This window comes from Ancylomarina euxina (genome assembly GCF_003863355.1).
GTDB lineage: Bacteria > Bacteroidota > Bacteroidia > Bacteroidales > Marinifilaceae > Ancylomarina > Ancylomarina euxinus.
Genome location: NZ_QQWG01000004.1, coordinates 40,680 through 60,195 on the forward strand (window position 1 = coordinate 40,680; position 19,516 = coordinate 60,195).

Sequence of the window (19,516 nt, forward strand, 5' to 3'; positions counted from 1 at the left end):
ACTTAAATAGACGCATATGAGAATTCTAATCACCCTAATTGCCCTCTTGCTTGGGCAGCTCTGTTTGGCACAAATCCCTAGTCTAAGCATAGAGAACTCAGGAGAAAAACAGCAATTGGAATTATCCCAATTGAAAGTCGATGTGACAGTTGTAGGCAATATTGCAAGGACGACATACGATATGGTCTTCACCAATCCACTATCTCGCGATTTACAAGGGGAATTATCAATGCCTCTGGCAAATGGTCAGGAAATTTGTCGTTACGCTTTGGAGATTAATGGTAAACTTAGAGAAGGTGTTATCATAGAAAAGATTAAAGCCAGGCAGGCATTCGAAGCTGTCGTACGTCAGAAAATTGATCCAGGAATTGTTAGCAAAACCAAGGGCAATTTCTTTAAAACGAAACTGTACCCTATACCCGCGAATGGGAAAAAGCGCGTTGTTTTAGCATTTTCGGAAACCCTGCAAGGTGATCGTCATAATCTTTTTTATTCATTACCCGTGGAGGCATCTAAACCTATTGGTAAATTTAAACTTGATGTAAAGGTTTTTAAATCAGATATTAAAGGAGAAGAACTGAAGTCAGAGTTTGAAAATATTCAGTTCGATAACAAGGACAATGCATATTGTCTAAATTTTGAGAGAACAAACTATACAGCTAAAAAGCCTATAAAATTCACAATCCCTAGATTTAATCAGTCGGATTACCAGTTGTTTACCAGCGAATTCAATGGAGAAACCTATTTCTATCTAAATGTTAAGCCTCCAAAATTGGGCAGCACTATAAAAGGTAACCTCCAAAAAATCAGTATTTATTGGGATCAATCCTTTACAGCATCAAAGCGCAATATTGAAAAAGAACTGAATTTACTTCAGAACTACCTTACTGGAATAAAAGGAGAAAAGGAAATCAATCTGATTGCATTCAATCTCCAAGTCAATACAACTAAAAGTTTTAAAATCAAGAGAGATGCGTCCGCACTTATTCAGCATATCCGGAGTTTAAAATATGATGGGGCAAGCTGTTTCGATAATTTAAATTTTGATACGTCTTGCGACGAGATTCTTTTGTTTTCGGATGGCATCAATACTATAGGAAAGACTGAGATATTAAATTCTAAGATCCCTCTTTATGCCATCACTTCAAGTACGGGTAGTCATTATGCTTTTCTAAAAAGACTTTCAGTAGAAAGTAATGGCGAATTCATCGATTTAAACCGTATTAGCATAGCAAAGGCTTTAAACGTCATGCAAAGCGACGAGGAAAAGTTTATATCCTGTAGCTATAACACCTCTCATATTAAGGAACTTTACCCCAATAGAGCCACTTCAGTTGGAGACTATTTTGAGATTGCAGGTATTTTGCTGACTAATAAGACCCAGTTAAGGGTAAATTATGGTAAAAAAGGTGAAATCAAACAAAGTCAGTCTTTTGAAATCAACAAAAAGAATCAGGCTGATGTGGCCCGTATTTGGGCAAGCAAAAAGATCGCATCTCTTGAATTTGATGAAGAAATAAATCAGAAAGATATTCTCACATTGGGACAAAAATTCAATATCGTAACGAGCAATAGCTCTTTTATTGTTCTCGATAGAGTTGAAGACTATGTGGCTCATAAAATTCTACCTCCTGAAGAACTGAGGGAAGCCTATTACAATTTATTGGCAAAGACAAAAGGTAGGGATGAATTGATGCCCGAAGAGATTGAGAGATTGAACATACAGCGAGTGACTAGTCTAGCAACTTGGTATGAGAATTCCATAAAGCCTGTAATCAAGAAAAAAGGTGAGACAGGTGGTGTTTGGGAAGATGGTGAAGCCCTTGAGGAAATCATTCCCATTACACGACAAGAAGCAACACCACCTCCGCCACCACCTAGAGTGGCAAACGTGTTGAATATAGTTGAAAGTGAAGATGAACTTGAAATTATGGATTCAGATTGTGATATGCAGGAAATTGTTGTTGTAAGTGAACTTTCTTCAGCAAAAAATATTGAGAAAAAGTCTGCTATCAAAGTATTGGCATGGTTACCCGATGCCCCTTATCTGACAGCTCTGCGTAATGCGGATGATAAAGATCTTGAAAGTCTCTATTTTAAGCTGAAAGCAGAGAATATGAATCGTCCTGCTTTCTATATTCAGGTTGCTGATTTTTTCTTTGCAAAAGATCTGCAAGAATTGGCAATTCGTATTCTTTCAAATGTATTGGAACTTGACCTGGAAAACCCCGAACTCTTAAAGGTGGTTGCTCGTCGTTTACTTGATGAAAACCAGAGTGAGATGGCCATTAAAATATTTGAAGAAATAAAGAACCTGCGTCCCGAAGAGCCCCAGTCTTATAGAGATTTGGCTTTGGCTTATGAGGAAAACAAACAATATCAAAAAGCTTTAGATCTTTACATCGAAATCCTTAATCGAAATTGGAACCGTTTTGAGGCAATCAAGGATGTTGTCTTAAATGAGATTAATGCATTGATTGACTTGCACAAATCGAAATTAAACCTCAAAAATGTAAATACTAAATACATTAAAGCCATGCCACTGGATATAAGAATTACATTGGAATGGAGTAGTAACGAGAATGATATCGACTTGTGGGTAATCGATCCTAATGGAGAAAAGTGTTTTTATTCGCATCCACGTACGCAAATAGGTGGAAAAATCAGCTCTGATTTCACCAGAGGCTACGGTCCTGAGGAATTTTCGTTGAAAACTGCCAAGAGAGGTACATATACGGTGTATGTCAAGTATTTTAGTGAATCACGCCAAAGTATTACGGGACCGGTTACGGTTTATGCCACTTTGTACACCAATTACGGAAAAGACAATCAGGAAGTCAAGCACATTGCTTTGCAACTAGTTGACAATAAAGAAACAAGACAAATCGGTCAATTGGAGTTTGATAATTAAGGTCAATCACCTGAATCATTTATATAATTCCGATCACGATATGTGGTCGGGATTTTTTTTTAGGATTAATCCAATATGTAAGCACAACATAAAAATTCATGATTTATATAGCCAATCGTTTTATTATCTTTATCAGCTAACAACATAACCGACAAATAACACTAAAATGACCAAACTAACAATCAAACTTTTACTGATTTCTTGCATGAGCTTTTGCTTATTAAGTGCTTGCAAGCGAGTTGAAAAAAGACAAACTCAGACAAAGGAAATCATCCGGGTAGGTGTTTTCGATAAAAACGGAGATAGTCCCTGGTGTATTACAGATGCTCTGGAAGCTTTGCGTATTGATCCCAATATGCAAGCCGAAGTGGTTCGTGCTTCTCAAATCATGTCAGGTGAACTCGATGCCTTCGATGCTATTGTATTTCCTGGCGGAAGTGGTCGTGGTGAAACCCAAAGTTTGGGAGATGCTGGTATGGAAAAGCTGGTGAAGATGGTGAAAGAAAAAGGCAAAGCTGTTGTAGGTATTTGCGCGGGTGCTTATATCATGACTGAAACACCTGATTATCCAAGTTTAGATTTGAATGGCTGTGAAGCCATTGACATTGAACACGATAATCGTGGACATGGTTTATCGAAATTCTCATTGACCAAGGAAGGGAAAGAGATCTTCCCAGAGTTGAAGGATAGAAAAATTTCATTTTGCCAGTATTACGAAGGACCTGTATTGGTTCCTGCTAAGTCGGGTGCTAAGTTTATGGAACTGGCGACTATGCTTAGCGACGTGCATACGGTTGAAGGGACACCTGCAAACATGACTAATAACCGTCCTTTTGTTGTTGCTGCTGAAGTGGGTAAAGGTAGAGTGGCTTCATTTGTTGGTCACCCAGAGTGCACACCAGGTATGCGTTGGATGTTACCTCGCATGGTACGTTGGACTTGCAACAAGGAATTAATCTCATACCCTAAGAATGTGGTTCGTCCTGATTTCTTCAAGTATGAGATTATCTACACCAAAGAGGTTAACGATTTACAAACGAAATATCACAATCAATTGACTGGTACAAGAGCTGAGAAATTAGAAGGTATTGAGAAAGTGATCGAATTGGCTTGCTGGTCGTCTAAAAAATGGATTCCCGGTCTGCTTCGCGATAAGGATGCTAAGGTAAGAGTGAAAGCTTCCTGGGCGTTGATTCAATTGGAGAGAACAGATGCCATTCCTGATTTGGAAGCAGCGGTTATGACTGAAACCGATAAAAATATTAAAATTCAATTGAAAAAGAACTTGAAAGCTCTAAAAGGTCTTTTGGGTTCAAATAGCTAGCGAATAGCCTGCTATAAAAAATACAAAGCGGTCATCTCTACGGAAATGACCGCTTTTTGTATTTAAAAACTGTCATGCTCTGAGCAAGCTGAAAATGTCAGGGTATGACTAGGATTTATCTAAAATTATTGAGACTCTCATCCTCAGATTAAAAATGACTATTATCTTTCTTAGATTTACGAATCAACTCGAGTGCATAATTCAAAATTTTGTCATTCCCATTTAAGTAGCTGCTATCCTGAACAACTTTATGATCTCTGCGCACACCAACTTGCTGGGTCAGATCACCATTGGGATAATAAACACCACAACCTGAAAAACAAGATTTAAGTCCGAAAGGCATAGGTACATAACTTACGTCTCCATCAGCACCAGCAGTTTGCCCTCCAATTGTAATTACATTATCAGCAGCTTGTAAAGCCATAACTGTAAATTCAGATAGACTCTTACTTGTATTATCAACCAACAGATAGATGTTCCCTTTGTAATAATTCTTATTCTTTTTACCTGTTTGTATCGTTTTTTTCATAATACTTCCTGGGTAATCTAAATTCATATAGGTCCATATGCAAAAATCTCTAGGTTCATTTAATAATATTTCGCTGAGAGATTTATAGATGAAATTTGGGTAGTTTCTGGAATCAATAATCAAATTCTTAGTATTGAGAATAGTCTTTTTAAATTGCTTATCTAAATCTTTCTTTTCCAACCTGCCCATATAAATATAGCCAGTTGTCAGACTGCTATCCCTTGGCAGAATGTAATAAGAGGCTTTCCTTTTAATATTTATTTTTTTGCTTTTTTGAACTGTCAAACTTTATTGGAGAAGTTTTTAATCTATCTGTAATTAGAGTGTCACCGCGCTTCACTGTAATTTCTATATTATCATTTTGCGTTAAGAGGAGACAATATGATATTTTTTTTAGATAGTAATTATTTGATGAAGCAAAAACATCAGATAATTCTTTATATCTATCATCAATACTCATGTTATCGATAGCAACAATTCGATCGGATTTCTTAAATTGTGTTGTACAGGTCGGTTCGATATCGTCTATATAAATACGGCCCTCTAGGTCTTGGCACGAAAGAGATGGTGTAGTATATCTGCCAAATAGATTTTTTTGAGAAACTGTGGCAGCATGTCCATCACTAATTTTAGCATTCAAGCGTCTAACTGCCAAATAATAATCATCCATGTCTGTCAGATTCACAAATTCAGGCACAAGCTTAAGATAAATTGAATCCCAATTGTGCTTAATGATTCTTCTATATGGAAAGTAGTAATTGATAACATTCCAATAGCGGGTGATACCCAAATAACAAATGGCGTTTGTGAAAAGTGAATCGGGATAATTCACCTCATTGCTTATGATTGGATTAAATGCACTTCTGTTTATTTGAACATACTTGTTCTTAAACTTGGCTTTCTTCGTTTTTAATTCTCTTAAGTATGCCCTGTTCACCTTTGAAAACAAAGCGCCATTCATCCATTCGAAACTTTCTGTAAACAAAAGAGAATCTGCCAACTGCCTTTCTTTTTTTTTATAATCGCCACATTGGGAAATAAGTTCAGAGAGGATCTCATTAAAGGCCTTATCTGTCGAACAGTTTTTAAGTTTATCGTAGTCGTTCAACAAGGTATTGTCCCAATTGACTGAACTTGGATGCGGATGAAAGTACTTTAAGAAACCCCAGGCTTGCCCATAAGCAACCAGATATTCGTTTTTATTCTGAGAATAAAGAGGGTTTATGCAATATAAAAATGCAAGGAATAAGATTAGTTTTTTCATTCGCCAAATCTAACCATAATATGATTTTCATATTCCGTCTAAGACTTAATAAATCATAAAAATTAAATACATGTTCATTAAAGGAGTGGAATATGTGAATCACATGCCTTATAAATTGAATCCTTGGATTCATATCTTTATAGCATGGCAGATTCAGCAAAAGTACGACCCCGAGGGGGGCGGATGTACTATTTCAAAATCATTCTCTATAAACATGTTATCCCTACAGGATAAATATGAGATGATTAAATCCATCAGACCCCGAGGCAAGCCTCGAGGAATTCTATTGATTAAATCCATTAATAATAACCTCTTGAGAGGGAAGATAAAAGGGCGAATTACAAATAAACTATAAATCAAACATCGGTACCTACTGATAATAAGCTGGTAACAAGGATGATGATCAACAAGATTCTACTAAAGATGGTGAACAAACAAATCTATCCTAGTATTTAGAGTAATTATAAAGAATATATTGTTTGGTTTGTCAAATTATGGGTTAAATTTGGACAAGATTCTATATTACAAAATAAACTATAAAATGAAGCTTTCTTACTGACAATAAATGTTTAAGAAAGCTCCATAAGCAAAACAAAAACTATTTACTGATGAGAAAATTATCATTCATTATGATTCTTATTTTGTGTGTTTCAATGGTAAACGCTCAAAAGAGTAAAGTTACAGGAGCTAGTAATTATCTAACTTCGGGTAAACTTGATAAAGCAAAAGAAGCAATTGATGCTGGTATTGGACATGAAAAATGTGTTGCATGGCCAAAGGCATACTTAATTCAGGGTAAAGTTTATCAAGCTATTTACGAAAGCCCACTCCCAGCTTATAAAAACCTGGCAGAAGCTCCATTAAAAATAGCTTACGAGGCGTATTTAAAGTGTATGGAGTTAGATGTTAAGAATAAATATTCAAAAGCTATTAAAGCTCAGATGACTAATCTTATTCCTGACTATACAAACAGAGGTGTTCAGTTTTTTAATGTTGAAGACTATGCTGGTGCACTAGGTGCTTTTGAAAGAGTATTAGAGATTCAAGAATTAGAGATGTTCAAAGCTGATAACTTTGCTGTTGATACGGCTGTTATTTTTAATGCAGGTTTAGCTGCTCAAAAAGCTAGTAATTTTGAAGCTGCTATTAAGTATTATAAGAAAACGATCGAATATGGTTATGAAGGCGCTAAAACTTACGCATACCTTTCTAAAGTACTAAAGGATGCTGAAAAAGCTGAGGAGTCATTAACATACCTTCATAAAGGTTTCGAATTGTACCCAGACGATGCTTATATGATTGTAGAGTTAATCAACCATTATTTATTAGGACCTAATCCTAATGAAGCAGTTGAATATCTTGATAAAGCACTTGCTTTAGATCCTGAAAATGCATCTTATTATAGAGCAAAAGGAACTGTTTATGAGAAAATAAACGAGCTTGAGAAAGCTAAGGAGATGTACAAAATAGCTATTTCTAAGGATCCTAAGGATTATATCACTCAATTCAACCTAGGGGTAATGCAATTGAATAAAGCAGGAACAGCTCATAAGGTAGTTAACGATATTGAGGATCAGAAGAAATACGATGCTGCTCTTAAGGACATACCGAAATTATACGAAGAAGCACTTCCATATTTCACTAAAGTGCTTGAAATAAAGCCTGATGAGCAGAATTCAATCACATATCTTAAGGAGATTTATTTCAGACTTAGAAATGAAAAACCTGAGTACATGAAAAAGTACGAAGAGTTCAAAGCGAAGCTGGAAAAAATGTAGGATATTCTAATCATGCATCAAAAGCCTCCAAGAGTTTTGACTTTTGGAGGCTTTTTTAGTTGTAATTATCTCGTCCTGATATAGGCTTAGGAAATATGATCTTTCATATCCTGTCTAAGACTTAATAAATCATAAAAATTAAATTCATGTTCATTAAAGGAGTGGAATATGTGAATCACATGCCTTATAAATTGAATCCTTGGATTCATATCTTTAAAGCATGGCAGATTCAGCAAAAGTACGACCCCGAGGGGGTCGGATGTACTATTTCAAAATCATTCTCTATAAACATGTTATCCCTACAGGATAAATATGAGATGATTAAATCCATTAATAATACCCTCTTGAGAGGGAAGATAAAAGGGCGAATTACAAATAAACTATAAATCGAACATCGGCACATCTATCAGCAAGACTTTGGTTTTTGCGCTCACCTTAAATTCAACTATCTGGGTCTCCGTGATGGCAAGACCATCTCTTTTTTCCAACTTATAATCCTTAATAAAAACTTGACCTTCCACGACAAAAAGATAGAGTCCATTGCCTTTTTGCTTTATGGTATAAGTACTTGCACTGGCCTTATCGAATTCACCCAAATGAAACCACGCGTTTTGATATATCCAAACACCCTCATCATCAGCATCAGGAGAAAGGATTTGTTTTAGACCATTTTTAGATTTTATATCGCTGATTGAAAGCTGGTCATATCGAGGTTCGACATCTTTTAAATGTGGAAATATCCAAATTTGAAGCAAATTGACTTCCTGATCATCATTGGGGTTAAACTCCGAATGAAGAATGCCAGTTCCCGCACTCATGACCTGAATCTCACCTGCTTTAATAACAGATGAATTGCCCATACTATCCTTATGTTCAAGTTCACCTTTAAGTGGAATGGATATGATTTCCATATTGTTGTGAGGGTGTGTCCCGAATCCCTTACCGGCAGCTATTCTATCATCATTCAAGACTCGCAAAACACCAAAATGCATGCGATCGGTATGGTAATAATCGGCAAAAGAAAAGGTGTGATGAGCATCTAACCAGCCATGATTGGCGTGCCCTCGGGTATTGGCTTTGTGAACAACGGTTTTCATATAAGTCCCTCCAAATTTATAGATGATGGATAAGTGCTTTCTGATACCTAAGTTACAGTTTTTTTCTTTTTCAGAAGAATGATCTAAATAAGTCTGCTCTTTCTAATTAGAGTCGATATTATAAAGATTGATGACCTAATATTAAAACAGTATAGATCATAAAAATTTAACACTCGTTAACTATTATTTAAATAATATTTACATAACTTAGATAGTCATTTATTAATTGATGGCTAATAATGATGCTCTTACAGGTAAAACTAAGAGGAGAAATAATTTTAATGTGAAGAACGATTTGTGATGTTGGTTTTATAAACACTTAAAATCTAGACTCATGTCAGATCAACAAAAATTATTAGATCTCTTACCAGAGATTAAGGCTGTTCCTAAAGAGCAGATTAAGCAATGCGATATGCCAATTGGTATTTATTTGCAAGAATCGGAAAACTTGCACACCCGCGCAAGTGCCGATTTGGCTTTCCTTACCACAGTGGGAATGACAGCTGAACTTCTCGACAAACTATTATCGCGCATAGGTGCTTTATCTACGGCTGAAAGCAATTGGGCAGAACTAAACACCGTTCGCGAGGATGCCAAGGAAATTTGGAAGGCTGAATGGCCTGCTTTTCTAGAATTCCGTGAAGATTTAATCGATCATATGGATTTCGCTTATCGCAACAACGAAGCTTTAATTAGCAAAGTAGCTGCCATTAAGGAAGGCGACTCTCAGGCTGATGCCATTCAAGATATGTCTAACCTATCGGTATTGGGTAAGGCCAATTTGGCCCCACTTGATGCCATTAACTATGACACGACCTTATTGGATAAAGCTGGAGAGGATGCTAATAAAATGAGAACCTTACTAGGTGACGTAAACGGTCATATGTATGTGGCAGACGAAACCAAGGTGGTTCGCGACCAAGCTTTCACCTTATTAAAGGTGGCGGTTGACGAGGTTCGCAATTACGGACGTTTCGTATTCCGTAAAAATGTGGAGCATGTTAGATCTTATTCTAGCAAACATGCTCGAGATAAGGGTAGTGCTTACAGAAGAAGGCAAGCAGAAGAGGCTGAGAAAGAAGCCTAGTTTAAATAGAAAAGAGAAGCTCATCACTTCTCTTTTTTTATGCGCTCTTGCCTTAGTTATATATTCAGATCGCTAGGCTCATTAAGTTTTGTATTAAAAAACAGCTTCAGTTCGCTCTTTCACCTGTTCCGTTTGCGAACTGAAGGGTATGCACCCCGAACTGAACACCTCCCTTTGCAAACTGAGACACAAAACTCCCGAACTGAGAGGGTACTCTTGCGAACTGACGCCTACTTTACCGAACTGAAGGGCTCACCCAGCGAACTGAGATACCAAATTTTCGAACGGGAGGGCTTGTACAGATCAATTTTGGTTATTAAAAACCTTCGTTGGTTTAATTAATTCATCAGTATTAAGATCCATACCGCAGACCTTTAGGCATTGAAATACCCATATTTTAAATCGATCAATACGTGTCCCAATATATTTTACGGAATATTATAAATAATGCACATAGTAATATTTGTATATCGCAGAGACACACGGCCGTGTGTCTGTACCATGTATTTGTAAATTATTGTTTATCGTAGCCGTGGGTATGTACATAATTGTATTATAATCTGTATATTGAATAGGTTTATAATCTAAATGTATCATGACAAAATTTCAAAATAGATATCGAATTGAATCCCATCGTAAACCAGGATGGAATTATGCTGATGCAGGCGATTATTTTATCACCATTTGCATAGATCAAATGCAATGTATTTTAGGAGCAGTAAAGCATTCTAAAATGGAATTGAATCGTTTTGGTGAAATTGTTCAAGCAGAATTAATCAAATCCGTTGATATCCGTAAGGAATTGCAATTGGGCGAATTTGTGATAATGCCCAATCATATTCATGCCATTATAATATTAATTGATGATACTGCAGAGACGCACGGCCATGCGTCTGTAAATAGCCCCAATAGTAATACTGCAGAGACACACGGCCGTGCGTCTGTAAATGATGATGAGCAAAAGCCGTTTCGTAGGCCCAAGTCGATTTCGTCGTTTGTAGCAGGGTTTAAATCGGCAGTGGTTTCAGCCGTTGATGATTATATTGATGAGCAGTCTTTGGATATTCCTAAATACAATAGAAAGAATAAATTCTGGCAAAGTAACTATCACGATCATATTATACGTGATTGGGAAGAGTATCATCGAATAGTTCAGTATATTAAAAATAACCCCAGTAAATGGGATCAAGAAAATAATCCCCAATGCCTTGTAAATCTTTAGGATTTTCTTTCACACAAAAATATAAATACTTAAGCCTACTCAGGTTTTAAATTCACAAAAAAAGATATTCTCTAGCATCAATATTCCTAAAGCGAATTTTGGCTTTTTGTGTAAATTGCCGCTCTTACAAAATGAAGAAACCCTATGCAAAATTTTAAAATAGAAAGCCTGTCTAACGCGCTAGACGAAAAAATATTAAATAAAACCAATACCAAGACCAAGCCTTTGGGTTCATTGGGAGTCTTAGAGCGTATTGCTTGCAAAATTGCAAAAATACAAGGCACACTAAAACCTGAAATAAAGGCACCAACGGTGGTTGTCTTTGCTGGCGATCATGGTATTGCTGACGATGGGGTGAGCTTTTACCCAAAATCGGTGAGTTACCAAATGCTCTACAATTATATGGGCGGTGGAGCGGCTATCAATGTTTTTTCGCGTCAGCATGGTATCAAGTTCAAGGTGGTTGATGCGGGTATCGATCACGATTTTGAGCCTGAATTGAATATCATCAACCGTAAGGTGGCCTATGGGACAAAAAATTACCGTTTTGAGTCAGCCATGAGCAAAGAGCAATGCCTTGAGGCCATTGAAAAAGGCGCTGGTATTATTGAAGATTGTCATAGCGAAGGTTGCAATTTTATTGCCTTTGGAGAAAAAGGAATAGGAAATACTTCTTCGGCAGCTCTAATTCTTAGTCTATTGGCAGATATCCCTTTGGAAGATTGCGTAGGACGTGGTACCGGACTCGATCAGGCTGGTGTGAAGAGCAAATACGAGCTTCTGAACGAAGGCTTATCAAAATACACAGGAAATACGAAGGATGCCCTTGAAGTGATGACCTATTTTGGAGGTTTCGAGATAGCTATGATTATGGGAGGGATGCTTAAGGCTGCCGAACTGAAAATGACCCTATTGATTGATGGTTTTATCATCACATCGGCACTCTTGGCGGCATCTAAAATCAACCCGAAGGTTTTAGAATACTGTCTGTATGCCCACAAATCGAATGAAAAAGCACACATCAGCATGCTCAACCATTTAGGTGCTGAGCCTATTATGGATATCGGTATGCGATTGGGTGAAGGCACCGGCGCTATGGTTTGTTATCCACTTGTAAAATCTGCTGTGCAGTATTTCAACGAGATGGCATCCTTTGAGGAAGCTGGTGTTAGTGAAACTGCTGCGCTAGAAGTTTAAAGGAAAAAAAGGTTAAAGGATAAAGCCAAATTAAGTTAGGAATCGTTCGTTGAGCGGAGTCGAAACGGAGTAAGGCAAAAATAAATATAAGGTTAAAGGATAAAGTAAATAAAGGTGAAAAATGGACTTGCTGCAAAGTTCAATTTTAAAGCAAAATAACTACCTTAGATACTGACTTAACCAAATATTCACACATAAACATACAAGATATGATTCAATACAATATAAAAGCTCTTAATACAGAGAAAGCTGAAGCGCTTCAGCAGAAAATTGATTTAAAAACCAAGCCACTTGGCTCGCTGGGAAAGTTGGAAGAAATGGCCAAGCATATTGGTTGCATACAAAACACCCTCAGCCCGGAGCTTAAAAAACCTGTTATTATGGTTTTTGCGGCGGATCATGGTATTGCACTTGATGGGGTGAGTCCTTATCCACAGGAAGTAACCTGGCAGATGGTTGCTAATTTCATGAATGGTGGTGCCGCAATTAATGTCTTTGCTAAGCAACACGATATCGATATTCGTATTATCGATGCGGGTGTCAACTACGATTTTGACAAGAGCTCAGGCGTTTTAAATGCCAAGATTGCTCATGGTACCAGATCATACCTGAATGAGTCGGCTATGACGACCGAGGAGTTCGAAAAAGCGATGAAAAGAGGTTCTGATTTGGTGGAGCGTATTCACTCTGAGGGCTCTAATATTATCGGATTTGGTGAGATGGGAATCGCGAATACTTCCTCGGCAGCTATTATTCTTCATCTTCTCAGCAATATTGAGCTAAGTGCCTGTGTGGGGCGTGGTACCGGATGGGATGATGAAGGCCTGCAACGCAAGTATGAAATCCTGGGTCGTGCCCTGTCAAAATACAGAGGTACGAATTCAGCTGAAGAGGTGTTGACTTACTTTGGTGGATTCGAAATTGTGATGATAGCAGGTGCCATGCTTAAGGCTGCAGAACTAAAAATGTGCATCATGGTAGATGGCTTCATTATTACTTCGGCTCTTTTAGCGGCTTCTAAAATAAATTCTAATATTTTGGATTATTGTATTTTCACGCATAAGTCGCAAGAAAAAGGTCATCAACTAATGCTTGATCAGCTTAAGGCAAAACCTCTATTGGATATGGGCATGCGTTTGGGCGAGGGTACAGGTGCTGCTGTTGCTTTTCCATTGATTCAATCGGCGGTCAATTTCCTTAACGAAATGGCTAGTTTCGAAGATGCTGGCGTGAGTAATGCCGACTAATTGATTTACAATGAGTGATTAATGATTAACAATTAGCGATGATTCTATCTTTATCACTAATTGTTAATTGCTAATTACCAATCTACTTTCTATGTTTAGAGAACTTAATATCTTTTTTACTGCTCTTTCCTTTTTCACAAGAATTCCTTTCCCCAAGTGGGCCAAGTTCGAAAAGGCCTATCAACACGAAGCGGTCAAGTACTTTTCCATAGCAGGCTTTATTATTGGTGGCCTTAGTGGTTTAGTTTTTGCCTTTTGTCATTGGGTCTTACCTTTTAATATTTCACTGGTTTTGTGCATGGTGTTTACCACCTTACTGACGGGTGCCTTGCACGAAGATGGGTTTATGGATGTTTGCGACGGTTTTGGTGGCGGTTGGACCAAAGAACGTATTCTTGAGATCATGAAGGATTCTCTGGTGGGCGCTTTCGGTATTTCGGGTATTCTCTTTGTTGTTCTGGCTCGTTTCTTTGGTATGGAGGCTATTTCGGCAAGTTCATTACCCGTGGTTCTAATCGTAGCTCATTCACTTAGCAGAACTCTAGCGGGTAGTTTGGTAAATAGCCACGATTACGCCCGAGTGGATCATTCCAAGGCTAAGGATTACGCTCATAAGCTTAGTCGAGGCAACCAAGTCTTTTTATGGCTGACTGGTCTGTTGCCTATTCTACTTTTTCAGGATATCAAATACTTCCTAATCATCATTCCTGCTTTTATAGCCAAGTATCTTCTGGGACGATACTTCCAGAAATGGATAGGTGGTTATACTGGCGACTGTATTGGTGCCACCCAACAAGTAGTTGAGATTGTGATTTATTTGAGTTTTTATATCATCTCAGTTCACTTATAATTGCAGTAAGAGATAAAAATTACAACAAAAGCCGCCTGAAAGGGTGGCTTTTGTATTTCTTCTGGTTTCAATAGAAGTATTAATTTTTCTTTTTGCTTCTGCCAATTGTGAAATGATCAAAACTATCTTTCGATGGCTTTTTATATGTGTACTTATAGCGAGGATGAGAGACAAACTCATACCACCTCCAATATTTTAAAGGGTTTCGCCTAAATGTGCGATAGAGTTGAGTATTTTCATATTGAGGATTCTTCTCGCAAAAGCTAGCAAATCTTCTTTCCATCGTTTTTATATCAGTTCCCTTACTTGGCATAGTTAAGAATTGATGCTTACCATCGAAGGTTTCAAATTTGTAACGATTTGAAATACCCCCATCGATTAAACCAATATATAAGTAAGAATAATAGTTACTAGTTATGATAAAACTAAGAAGTAGTCCAATACCTATAATTTTTTTGAGCGCTTTCTTCATAAAGAAATATTTAATTAGTACAAGTATTAATATTATTTGGAGCATCTTGACCATTGGTAGTTCTTGTTGAACCTGATGGAAGTTGCATATTGCGTATATCTTGACCTAAACTACCAGGCTTTGAACCACCTCCTTCAGGCCAAGAATTATAAGAATCAGGGAGTCCTATTCCTGCTCTATTACCAACATTTATTCCGAAATCGGTACAATTAAAATCGTTTAAATCATAAGTAGAATTTCTGAAATTATATACGTAAGTAAGAATTGAATTAAGTTCACTGCGACTTATGTTTTTAGTGATTGGTACATCAAACCAATGTTCTTGATCATTTCCAAGTGCACTACCGTGAGTTGTATTGGTAGGTTTAGCCAATCCTTCTGGATAAAATCCAAATATTGATGTATTACCATTTTGAGATATACCTATAAAAGTATGACCTACATCATCAATACCCATATTAGGTATATTTTCATTTGGAACAGGTTGATCAACAAATATAGTTAATGTTGCTGGTAAATTAGAATCAATACATTTTAGATATTCTTCAATAGATTCAATTGGGACTTCCACAATATTTTGAAGTTCGGAGCAGGTAACTACAGCATTCTTCCAATCTAATCTTTCTGTATATTCCAATAAAGAATGATTGTTTTCAATTGAGCTTTGTAAATACCAATTTCTTGCACTAGCGACTTCTTCAGTTAAAGGACTTATTATTTCTTCAATTTCTAATCTCTCCAATTTATCGCAAAAATAAATGATTGTCATAAAGAAAGTTAGAGTCAGTGAATAAAACAAATACTTTTTTCATAAAAGTTAATTTAAATGATGATTATACCCCTTTATTCCTGAAAAACAAAAAATGTAACCCAAGAAACAACTTGTTTTTAAAAAAAAAATGCATCAACTGTAAATTACATAACAAAAATGGGACTTTGAGGGTTAAAAAAAATCATATCTGATCTAATTTTTATTGCTTGTTTTATGATTTACACCTGTATTTTAGTAAGTGGATAATAAAAAATAGTGAATTTGGAGAAGGGTATAGTCTGTAAATTCCCCTCAGAATACTATTTTTGTCTATTCATTCAAAAAAAATAAAAACGATATGATACTTCACCTGATAAGACACACCAAGGTTAATGTAGAACCAGGTATTTGTTACGGTCAAAAAGATGTTGAATTACTAGAAACTTACCCCGAAGAGCTTGAACTAGTAAGAAATAATATTGCTGATTTAAAATTCGATGCCTATTATTCCAGTCCACTAACACGCGCGAAAACTCTTGCTACAGACTTGTTTGGTGATGTTGTCGTTTTCGATGATCGACTAATGGAACTAAACTTTGGTGATTGGGAAGGTAAAGCCTGGGATGAGATTAAAGACCCTTTTTTGGATACATGGATGGAAGACTTCGTGAATAAGAAATGTTCCAATGGAGAGTCTTTCGTGATGCTTCACAAACGTGTGCTACAGTTTTTAGGAGAACTAAAGAGTTTGGAGCATAATCATATCGCTATTGTAACCCATGGAGGTGTCATCAGAACGCTACAGGCCATTCATAAGAATATCGAATTAAAAGAAGCTTTTAACGAAGCTCCAGCTGGTTTTGGTGAGCTTGTTCAACTCGAATTTTAAATTTTATTTTAGCCTTAGAGTCTGATTATGTGGGAATACTCACTAGGCAATAGGCTAGTCTCATCAATTTTTTAGTCAATTCTATTTGATTATTTAATGAAATCGTTATTTTTAGGCTTGTTTTTGAGAAACAGGAACAAGAAATAGAAACATAAGATTACATTGATCGGAAAACAAAACACTTTTAATTCCTTCTAAAAATTGAGTTAATATTGTATTGTGGCCCAGATCTAAAAATTTAAACCAATTGAAAAATATGAAAAAATTACTTCTTACCCTAGTTGTTTGCATGAGTGTTTTAGGTGCATTTGCTCAGGATGCTGTGCAATTGAAAAATGACGGAAACGCCGCCCTAAAAGCGAAAGATTACAAAGCAGCTATCGTTCACCTTGAAAACTACTTAAGAACTCCTGAAGCAGCAGAAGATATTAAGACAGTCTATAATGTTGGATATGCAGCTTCCAAGGTTAAAGATTACGCTAAAGCTGTTATCTATTTTGACAAAACTATTGCAGCTAAATATAAATTGTCTAGTTCATTCTTAAGCAAAGCAACTGCTCTTAAGAAACTTAAGAAGTATGACGAAATGGTTGCTACTTTAAAAGCTGGTATAATCGCAGTTCCTGCTAAGAATGCTAAATTAACTAAAACTCTTGCTAAGCATTATCTAATCGAAGGACAGAAAGCTCAGAAAGCTTCTCAGTTTGATTCTGCTGAAGCATCTTACAAAGAGGCTATTGAATTGAAATCTGCTATGAAAACTGATGCTATCGTTAGCCTTGGTTCTCTATACTTCGGAGAAGGTGCTAAAATTCAAGCAGCTGCTAATCCTTTAGCTAATACTGAAAAAGAGAAATTTGCTGCTGAAATTACGAAAGCAAAAGCTTTCTACCAGAAAGCTGTTGCTCAGTACACAAAAGCTAAGACTCTTGCTCCTGCTAGAGAAGATATTGATTCTCTATTGAAAACAGTAAAAGCTGTATTGTAATTCACAATCGCTTAAAAATATGAAAGGGATGCCAATGGCATCCCTTTTTTGTATCTAATTTTTTGAAGCATCATCTTCAAACCATAATATGTATTTCTTAATTCTGCCCCAAATTTTTAAGAACTGAGAAAGTCTTATCAATGGCATCATCATTCACCACAATGGTAAATTCGTTGGTTGTTGAAATCACCTCACGAATATTAATTCCAGCCCATGCAATACTCTTAAGAATATGATAATAGAAGCCGGCTTGTTGTGAATTCACATCTGGTAGCTTAAGAGTAACAGCGGATAAATGCCCACTTTTGCTCAACAAACTTTCTTCTTTGAAAATCGCTTCAACCTGTTCCGATAAGGATTGACTCACGACTAAATTTGATTCAAAAACACCTTGAACCATGGTATAAAAGAACTCCTGGTTTGGTCCAATGGCTCTAAGTAGATCGGTATGTCTCTCAATAAGCATACTTGAGTTCTTGTAAGTGTAATCTATCAATTGTGAACGAACAATGATATCTCTTACAACGACTTCAGAACCAAGATGAGAAATTTTACCTTTCATTTTTGGAATCAACCTATTAATTGACATCACGATGGCACCACTTTTCACCTCGTCTCCGAAATATTGCTCCACTTCAGGTTGAATTTTACGAGCTAAAGAGGAAACATTGATTAATCCTTCGACCAAAGCCTCAGCAAGAAAAGGCTGGTGGGCAATAATTTTTTCTACTATTTGAGAGATACTTAGCATATGTATATATTTTTCTCAAAAATAGACAAATTGTTTAATTTTTCACACTAAATCAGCTATAAGAATTGATCTAAGCTGCAATTAAATGAAAAACCTTACATTTTATTGATCTAATCATAAATTGAATATCTTTATCACATCGTTAGGGGTGCTTGATAATTATCAGGCTGAGATAAAACCCTAGAACCTGATAGGCATAATTGCAGCGTAGGAAAACGAATCTTTATAGATCTGGTGTATTTAGATACTCTTGTTCTGACCGTTTCGTATTCTACGAGTCGGTTTTTTTGTTCTAGAAAAGTTTGAATGAAGAAGCCAGTAAAATATGAAAAATGAAAAGTAGAACAAGATGCACTATAAAAAAGTACTAACTATAGCAGGAAGTGATTCGAGTGGCGGAGCGGGTATTCAAGCCGACATCAAAAGTATTTCAGCTTGCCAATGTTATGCAAGCTCTGCCATAACGGCCATCACAGCACAAAATACAATTGGCGTTCGCGATGTTCACGCTATTCCATCTGAAATATTACGATCACAGATCGAAGCGGTTCTTGATGATATTGGAACAGATGCCATTAAAATAGGCATGTTGCATTCTACTGAAAACATTCAGGTTATTGCCGATTGCCTGGATAAATATCAAATTAAGCATGTCGTTCTGGATCCTGTAATGGTAGCGACTTCAGGAGATAAATTGTTATTAGATGACGCGATCAATCATTTAAAAAAAGTATTGTTTCCCAAGGTTAGAATCATCACACCTAATCTACCTGAAGCTGAAATATTACTAGGTAGAAAAATTGAGAAACAGTCAGAGTTTCGTGGGATTGCAAAAGAATTGGCCGACAGATACCAGGTTTCAGTTTTATTAAAAGCGGGACACTTGGATGAAGAAGACTTAATAGACGTTTTGTATGATTTAGAGGTTTCAGAAAGTATCGATTTGGCTTCTAAACGTATTGACACAAAGAACACACATGGTACAGGTTGCTCTTTATCATCAGCCTTAGCTGCATTTCTGGCAAGGGGATTTAGTATCACAGAATCAGCTCAACGTGCTAAAACTTATATTACAGAATCGATAAAAGCTGGAATAGATTATGAAATTGGCAAAGGTCATGGGCCAGTTCATCACTTTCATCAATATTGGGAATAATGA

General features: G+C 36.6%; 19 protein-coding genes and 1 riboswitch. Of the genes, 13 read left to right on the forward strand and 6 right to left on the reverse strand.

Features of this window, described 5'->3' with window-relative positions; all coding sequences use genetic code 11:
• The first annotated feature begins 16 nt into the window (after positions 1-16).
• Positions 17-2,911, forward strand: a complete 2,895-nt coding sequence (locus DWB61_RS05480) for a VIT domain-containing protein (protein ID WP_125029892.1) — start codon at positions 17-19, stop codon at positions 2,909-2,911.
• Between the two features lie 166 nt (positions 2,912-3,077).
• Complete coding sequence (locus DWB61_RS05485) at positions 3,078-4,235, forward strand: BPL-N domain-containing protein (RefSeq protein ID WP_125029893.1); 1,158 nt, start codon at positions 3,078-3,080, stop codon at positions 4,233-4,235.
• A 148-nt stretch (positions 4,236-4,383) separates the two neighbouring features.
• Here the strand turns inward: DWB61_RS05485 and DWB61_RS05490 are convergent, their stop codons facing one another.
• On the reverse strand, positions 4,384-5,049 hold the full coding sequence (locus DWB61_RS05490; RefSeq protein WP_262701603.1) for a S41 family peptidase: 666 nt from the start codon (positions 5,047-5,049) through the stop codon (positions 4,384-4,386).
• The gene (locus DWB61_RS05495; protein WP_125029895.1) at positions 5,015-6,028 is read right to left on the reverse strand and encodes a hypothetical protein; all 1,014 of its coding nucleotides are present in this window, start codon (positions 6,026-6,028) and stop codon (positions 5,015-5,017) included. The genes DWB61_RS05490 and DWB61_RS05495 overlap by 35 nt, the downstream gene beginning before the upstream one ends.
• A 70-nt stretch (positions 6,029-6,098) precedes the next feature.
• Here DWB61_RS05495 and DWB61_RS05500 point away from each other — a divergent pair, with 70 nt between their 5' ends.
• The 3 genes from DWB61_RS05500 to DWB61_RS05510 all read left to right on the forward strand — a co-directional run bounded on the left by DWB61_RS05500 (position 6,099) and on the right by DWB61_RS05510 (position 8,192).
• A complete protein-coding gene (locus tag DWB61_RS05500; protein ID WP_125029896.1) occupies positions 6,099-6,383 on the forward strand; it encodes a hypothetical protein in 285 nt (94 codons plus the stop codon).
• A gap of 253 nt (positions 6,384-6,636) precedes the next feature.
• Entirely contained in the window at positions 6,637-7,806 is a 1,170-nt protein-coding gene (locus DWB61_RS05505; protein WP_125029897.1) for a tetratricopeptide repeat protein, read from the forward strand.
• Positions 7,807-7,952: 146 nt separating this feature from the next.
• Complete coding sequence (locus tag DWB61_RS05510; protein WP_125029898.1) at positions 7,953-8,192, forward strand: hypothetical protein; 240 nt, start codon at positions 7,953-7,955, stop codon at positions 8,190-8,192.
• Here DWB61_RS05510 and DWB61_RS05515 read toward each other — a convergent pair.
• Complete coding sequence (locus DWB61_RS05515; protein WP_125029899.1) at positions 8,187-8,903, reverse strand: pirin family protein; 717 nt, start codon at positions 8,901-8,903, stop codon at positions 8,187-8,189. The genes DWB61_RS05510 and DWB61_RS05515 overlap by 6 nt on opposite strands.
• Before the next feature lie 334 nt (positions 8,904-9,237).
• Here DWB61_RS05515 and DWB61_RS05520 point away from each other — a divergent pair, with 334 nt between their 5' ends.
• From DWB61_RS05520 to DWB61_RS05540, 5 genes are all read left to right on the forward strand, one after another.
• Positions 9,238-9,990, forward strand: a complete 753-nt coding sequence (locus tag DWB61_RS05520) for a hypothetical protein (protein ID WP_125029900.1) — start codon at positions 9,238-9,240, stop codon at positions 9,988-9,990.
• Positions 9,991-10,585: 595 nt separating this feature from the next.
• On the forward strand, positions 10,586-11,212 hold the full coding sequence (locus DWB61_RS05525; protein WP_125029901.1) for a transposase: 627 nt from the start codon (positions 10,586-10,588) through the stop codon (positions 11,210-11,212).
• Positions 11,213-11,356: 144 nt separating this feature from the next.
• On the forward strand, positions 11,357-12,409 hold the full coding sequence (gene cobT, locus DWB61_RS05530; RefSeq protein WP_125029902.1) for a nicotinate-nucleotide--dimethylbenzimidazole phosphoribosyltransferase: 1,053 nt from the start codon (positions 11,357-11,359) through the stop codon (positions 12,407-12,409).
• Between the two features lie 209 nt (positions 12,410-12,618).
• A complete protein-coding gene (gene cobT / locus DWB61_RS05535; RefSeq protein WP_125029903.1) occupies positions 12,619-13,656 on the forward strand; it encodes a nicotinate-nucleotide--dimethylbenzimidazole phosphoribosyltransferase in 1,038 nt (345 codons plus the stop codon).
• A 91-nt stretch (positions 13,657-13,747) separates the two neighbouring features.
• Positions 13,748-14,506, forward strand: a complete 759-nt coding sequence (locus tag DWB61_RS05540) for an adenosylcobinamide-GDP ribazoletransferase (RefSeq protein WP_125029904.1) — start codon at positions 13,748-13,750, stop codon at positions 14,504-14,506.
• Positions 14,507-14,585: 79 nt separating this feature from the next.
• Here DWB61_RS05540 and DWB61_RS05545 read toward each other — a convergent pair whose 3' ends face one another.
• On the reverse strand, positions 14,586-14,978 hold the full coding sequence (locus DWB61_RS05545) for a hypothetical protein (protein ID WP_125029905.1): 393 nt from the start codon (positions 14,976-14,978) through the stop codon (positions 14,586-14,588).
• A gap of 10 nt (positions 14,979-14,988) precedes the next feature.
• Positions 14,989-15,747 (reverse strand): hypothetical protein, encoded by a 759-nt coding sequence (locus DWB61_RS05550; protein ID WP_125029906.1) that lies wholly within the window; start codon positions 15,745-15,747, stop codon positions 14,989-14,991.
• Positions 15,748-16,087: 340 nt separating this feature from the next.
• Here DWB61_RS05550 and cobC point away from each other — a divergent pair, with 340 nt between their 5' ends.
• Both cobC and DWB61_RS05560 read left to right on the forward strand, forming a co-directional pair.
• A complete protein-coding gene (gene cobC, locus DWB61_RS05555; protein ID WP_125029907.1) occupies positions 16,088-16,618 on the forward strand; it encodes an alpha-ribazole phosphatase in 531 nt (176 codons plus the stop codon).
• Between the two features lie 256 nt (positions 16,619-16,874).
• Complete coding sequence (locus DWB61_RS05560; RefSeq protein ID WP_125029908.1) at positions 16,875-17,606, forward strand: hypothetical protein; 732 nt, start codon at positions 16,875-16,877, stop codon at positions 17,604-17,606.
• A 97-nt stretch (positions 17,607-17,703) separates the two neighbouring features.
• On the opposite strand, the gene DWB61_RS05565 is transcribed toward DWB61_RS05560, so the two are convergent.
• Complete coding sequence (locus DWB61_RS05565; protein ID WP_125029909.1) at positions 17,704-18,357, reverse strand: aspartate kinase; 654 nt, start codon at positions 18,355-18,357, stop codon at positions 17,704-17,706.
• Between the two features lie 134 nt (positions 18,358-18,491).
• A riboswitch (TPP riboswitch) is annotated at positions 18,492-18,588 on the forward strand.
• Between the two features lie 118 nt (positions 18,589-18,706).
• Here DWB61_RS05565 and thiD point away from each other — a divergent pair.
• A complete protein-coding gene (gene thiD / locus DWB61_RS05570; RefSeq protein ID WP_125029910.1) occupies positions 18,707-19,513 on the forward strand; it encodes a bifunctional hydroxymethylpyrimidine kinase/phosphomethylpyrimidine kinase in 807 nt (268 codons plus the stop codon).
• The last annotated feature ends 3 nt before the right edge of the window (positions 19,514-19,516 follow it).

Bases quoted from the DNA above. Each gene is read 5' to 3' on its own strand.
- DWB61_RS05485 (WP_125029893.1), top strand. From the start codon at position 3,078: ATGACCAAACTAACAATCAAACTTTTACTGATTTCTTGCATGAGCTTT.
- DWB61_RS05540 (WP_125029904.1), top strand. From the start codon at position 13,748: ATGTTTAGAGAACTTAATATCTTTTTTACTGCTCTTTCCTTTTTCACA.
- DWB61_RS05550 (WP_125029906.1), bottom strand. From the start codon at position 15,747: ATGACAATCATTTATTTTTGCGATAAATTGGAGAGATTAGAAATTGAA.
- DWB61_RS05500 (WP_125029896.1), top strand. From the start codon at position 6,099: ATGTTCATTAAAGGAGTGGAATATGTGAATCACATGCCTTATAAATTG.
- DWB61_RS05545 (WP_125029905.1), bottom strand. From the start codon at position 14,978: ATGAAGAAAGCGCTCAAAAAAATTATAGGTATTGGACTACTTCTTAGT.
- DWB61_RS05510 (WP_125029898.1), top strand. From the start codon at position 7,953: ATGTTCATTAAAGGAGTGGAATATGTGAATCACATGCCTTATAAATTG.
- thiD (WP_125029910.1), top strand. From the start codon at position 18,707: ATGCACTATAAAAAAGTACTAACTATAGCAGGAAGTGATTCGAGTGGC.
- cobT (WP_125029903.1), top strand. From the start codon at position 12,619: ATGATTCAATACAATATAAAAGCTCTTAATACAGAGAAAGCTGAAGCG.
- DWB61_RS05565 (WP_125029909.1), bottom strand. From the start codon at position 18,357: ATGCTAAGTATCTCTCAAATAGTAGAAAAAATTATTGCCCACCAGCCT.
- cobC (WP_125029907.1), top strand. From the start codon at position 16,088: ATGATACTTCACCTGATAAGACACACCAAGGTTAATGTAGAACCAGGT.
- cobT (WP_125029902.1), top strand. From the start codon at position 11,357: ATGCAAAATTTTAAAATAGAAAGCCTGTCTAACGCGCTAGACGAAAAA.
- DWB61_RS05480 (WP_125029892.1), top strand. From the start codon at position 17: ATGAGAATTCTAATCACCCTAATTGCCCTCTTGCTTGGGCAGCTCTGT.
- DWB61_RS05515 (WP_125029899.1), bottom strand. From the start codon at position 8,903: ATGAAAACCGTTGTTCACAAAGCCAATACCCGAGGGCACGCCAATCAT.
- DWB61_RS05495 (WP_125029895.1), bottom strand. From the start codon at position 6,028: ATGAAAAAACTAATCTTATTCCTTGCATTTTTATATTGCATAAACCCT.
- DWB61_RS05520 (WP_125029900.1), top strand. From the start codon at position 9,238: ATGTCAGATCAACAAAAATTATTAGATCTCTTACCAGAGATTAAGGCT.
- DWB61_RS05505 (WP_125029897.1), top strand. From the start codon at position 6,637: ATGAGAAAATTATCATTCATTATGATTCTTATTTTGTGTGTTTCAATG.
- DWB61_RS05560 (WP_125029908.1), top strand. From the start codon at position 16,875: ATGAAAAAATTACTTCTTACCCTAGTTGTTTGCATGAGTGTTTTAGGT.
- DWB61_RS05525 (WP_125029901.1), top strand. From the start codon at position 10,586: ATGACAAAATTTCAAAATAGATATCGAATTGAATCCCATCGTAAACCA.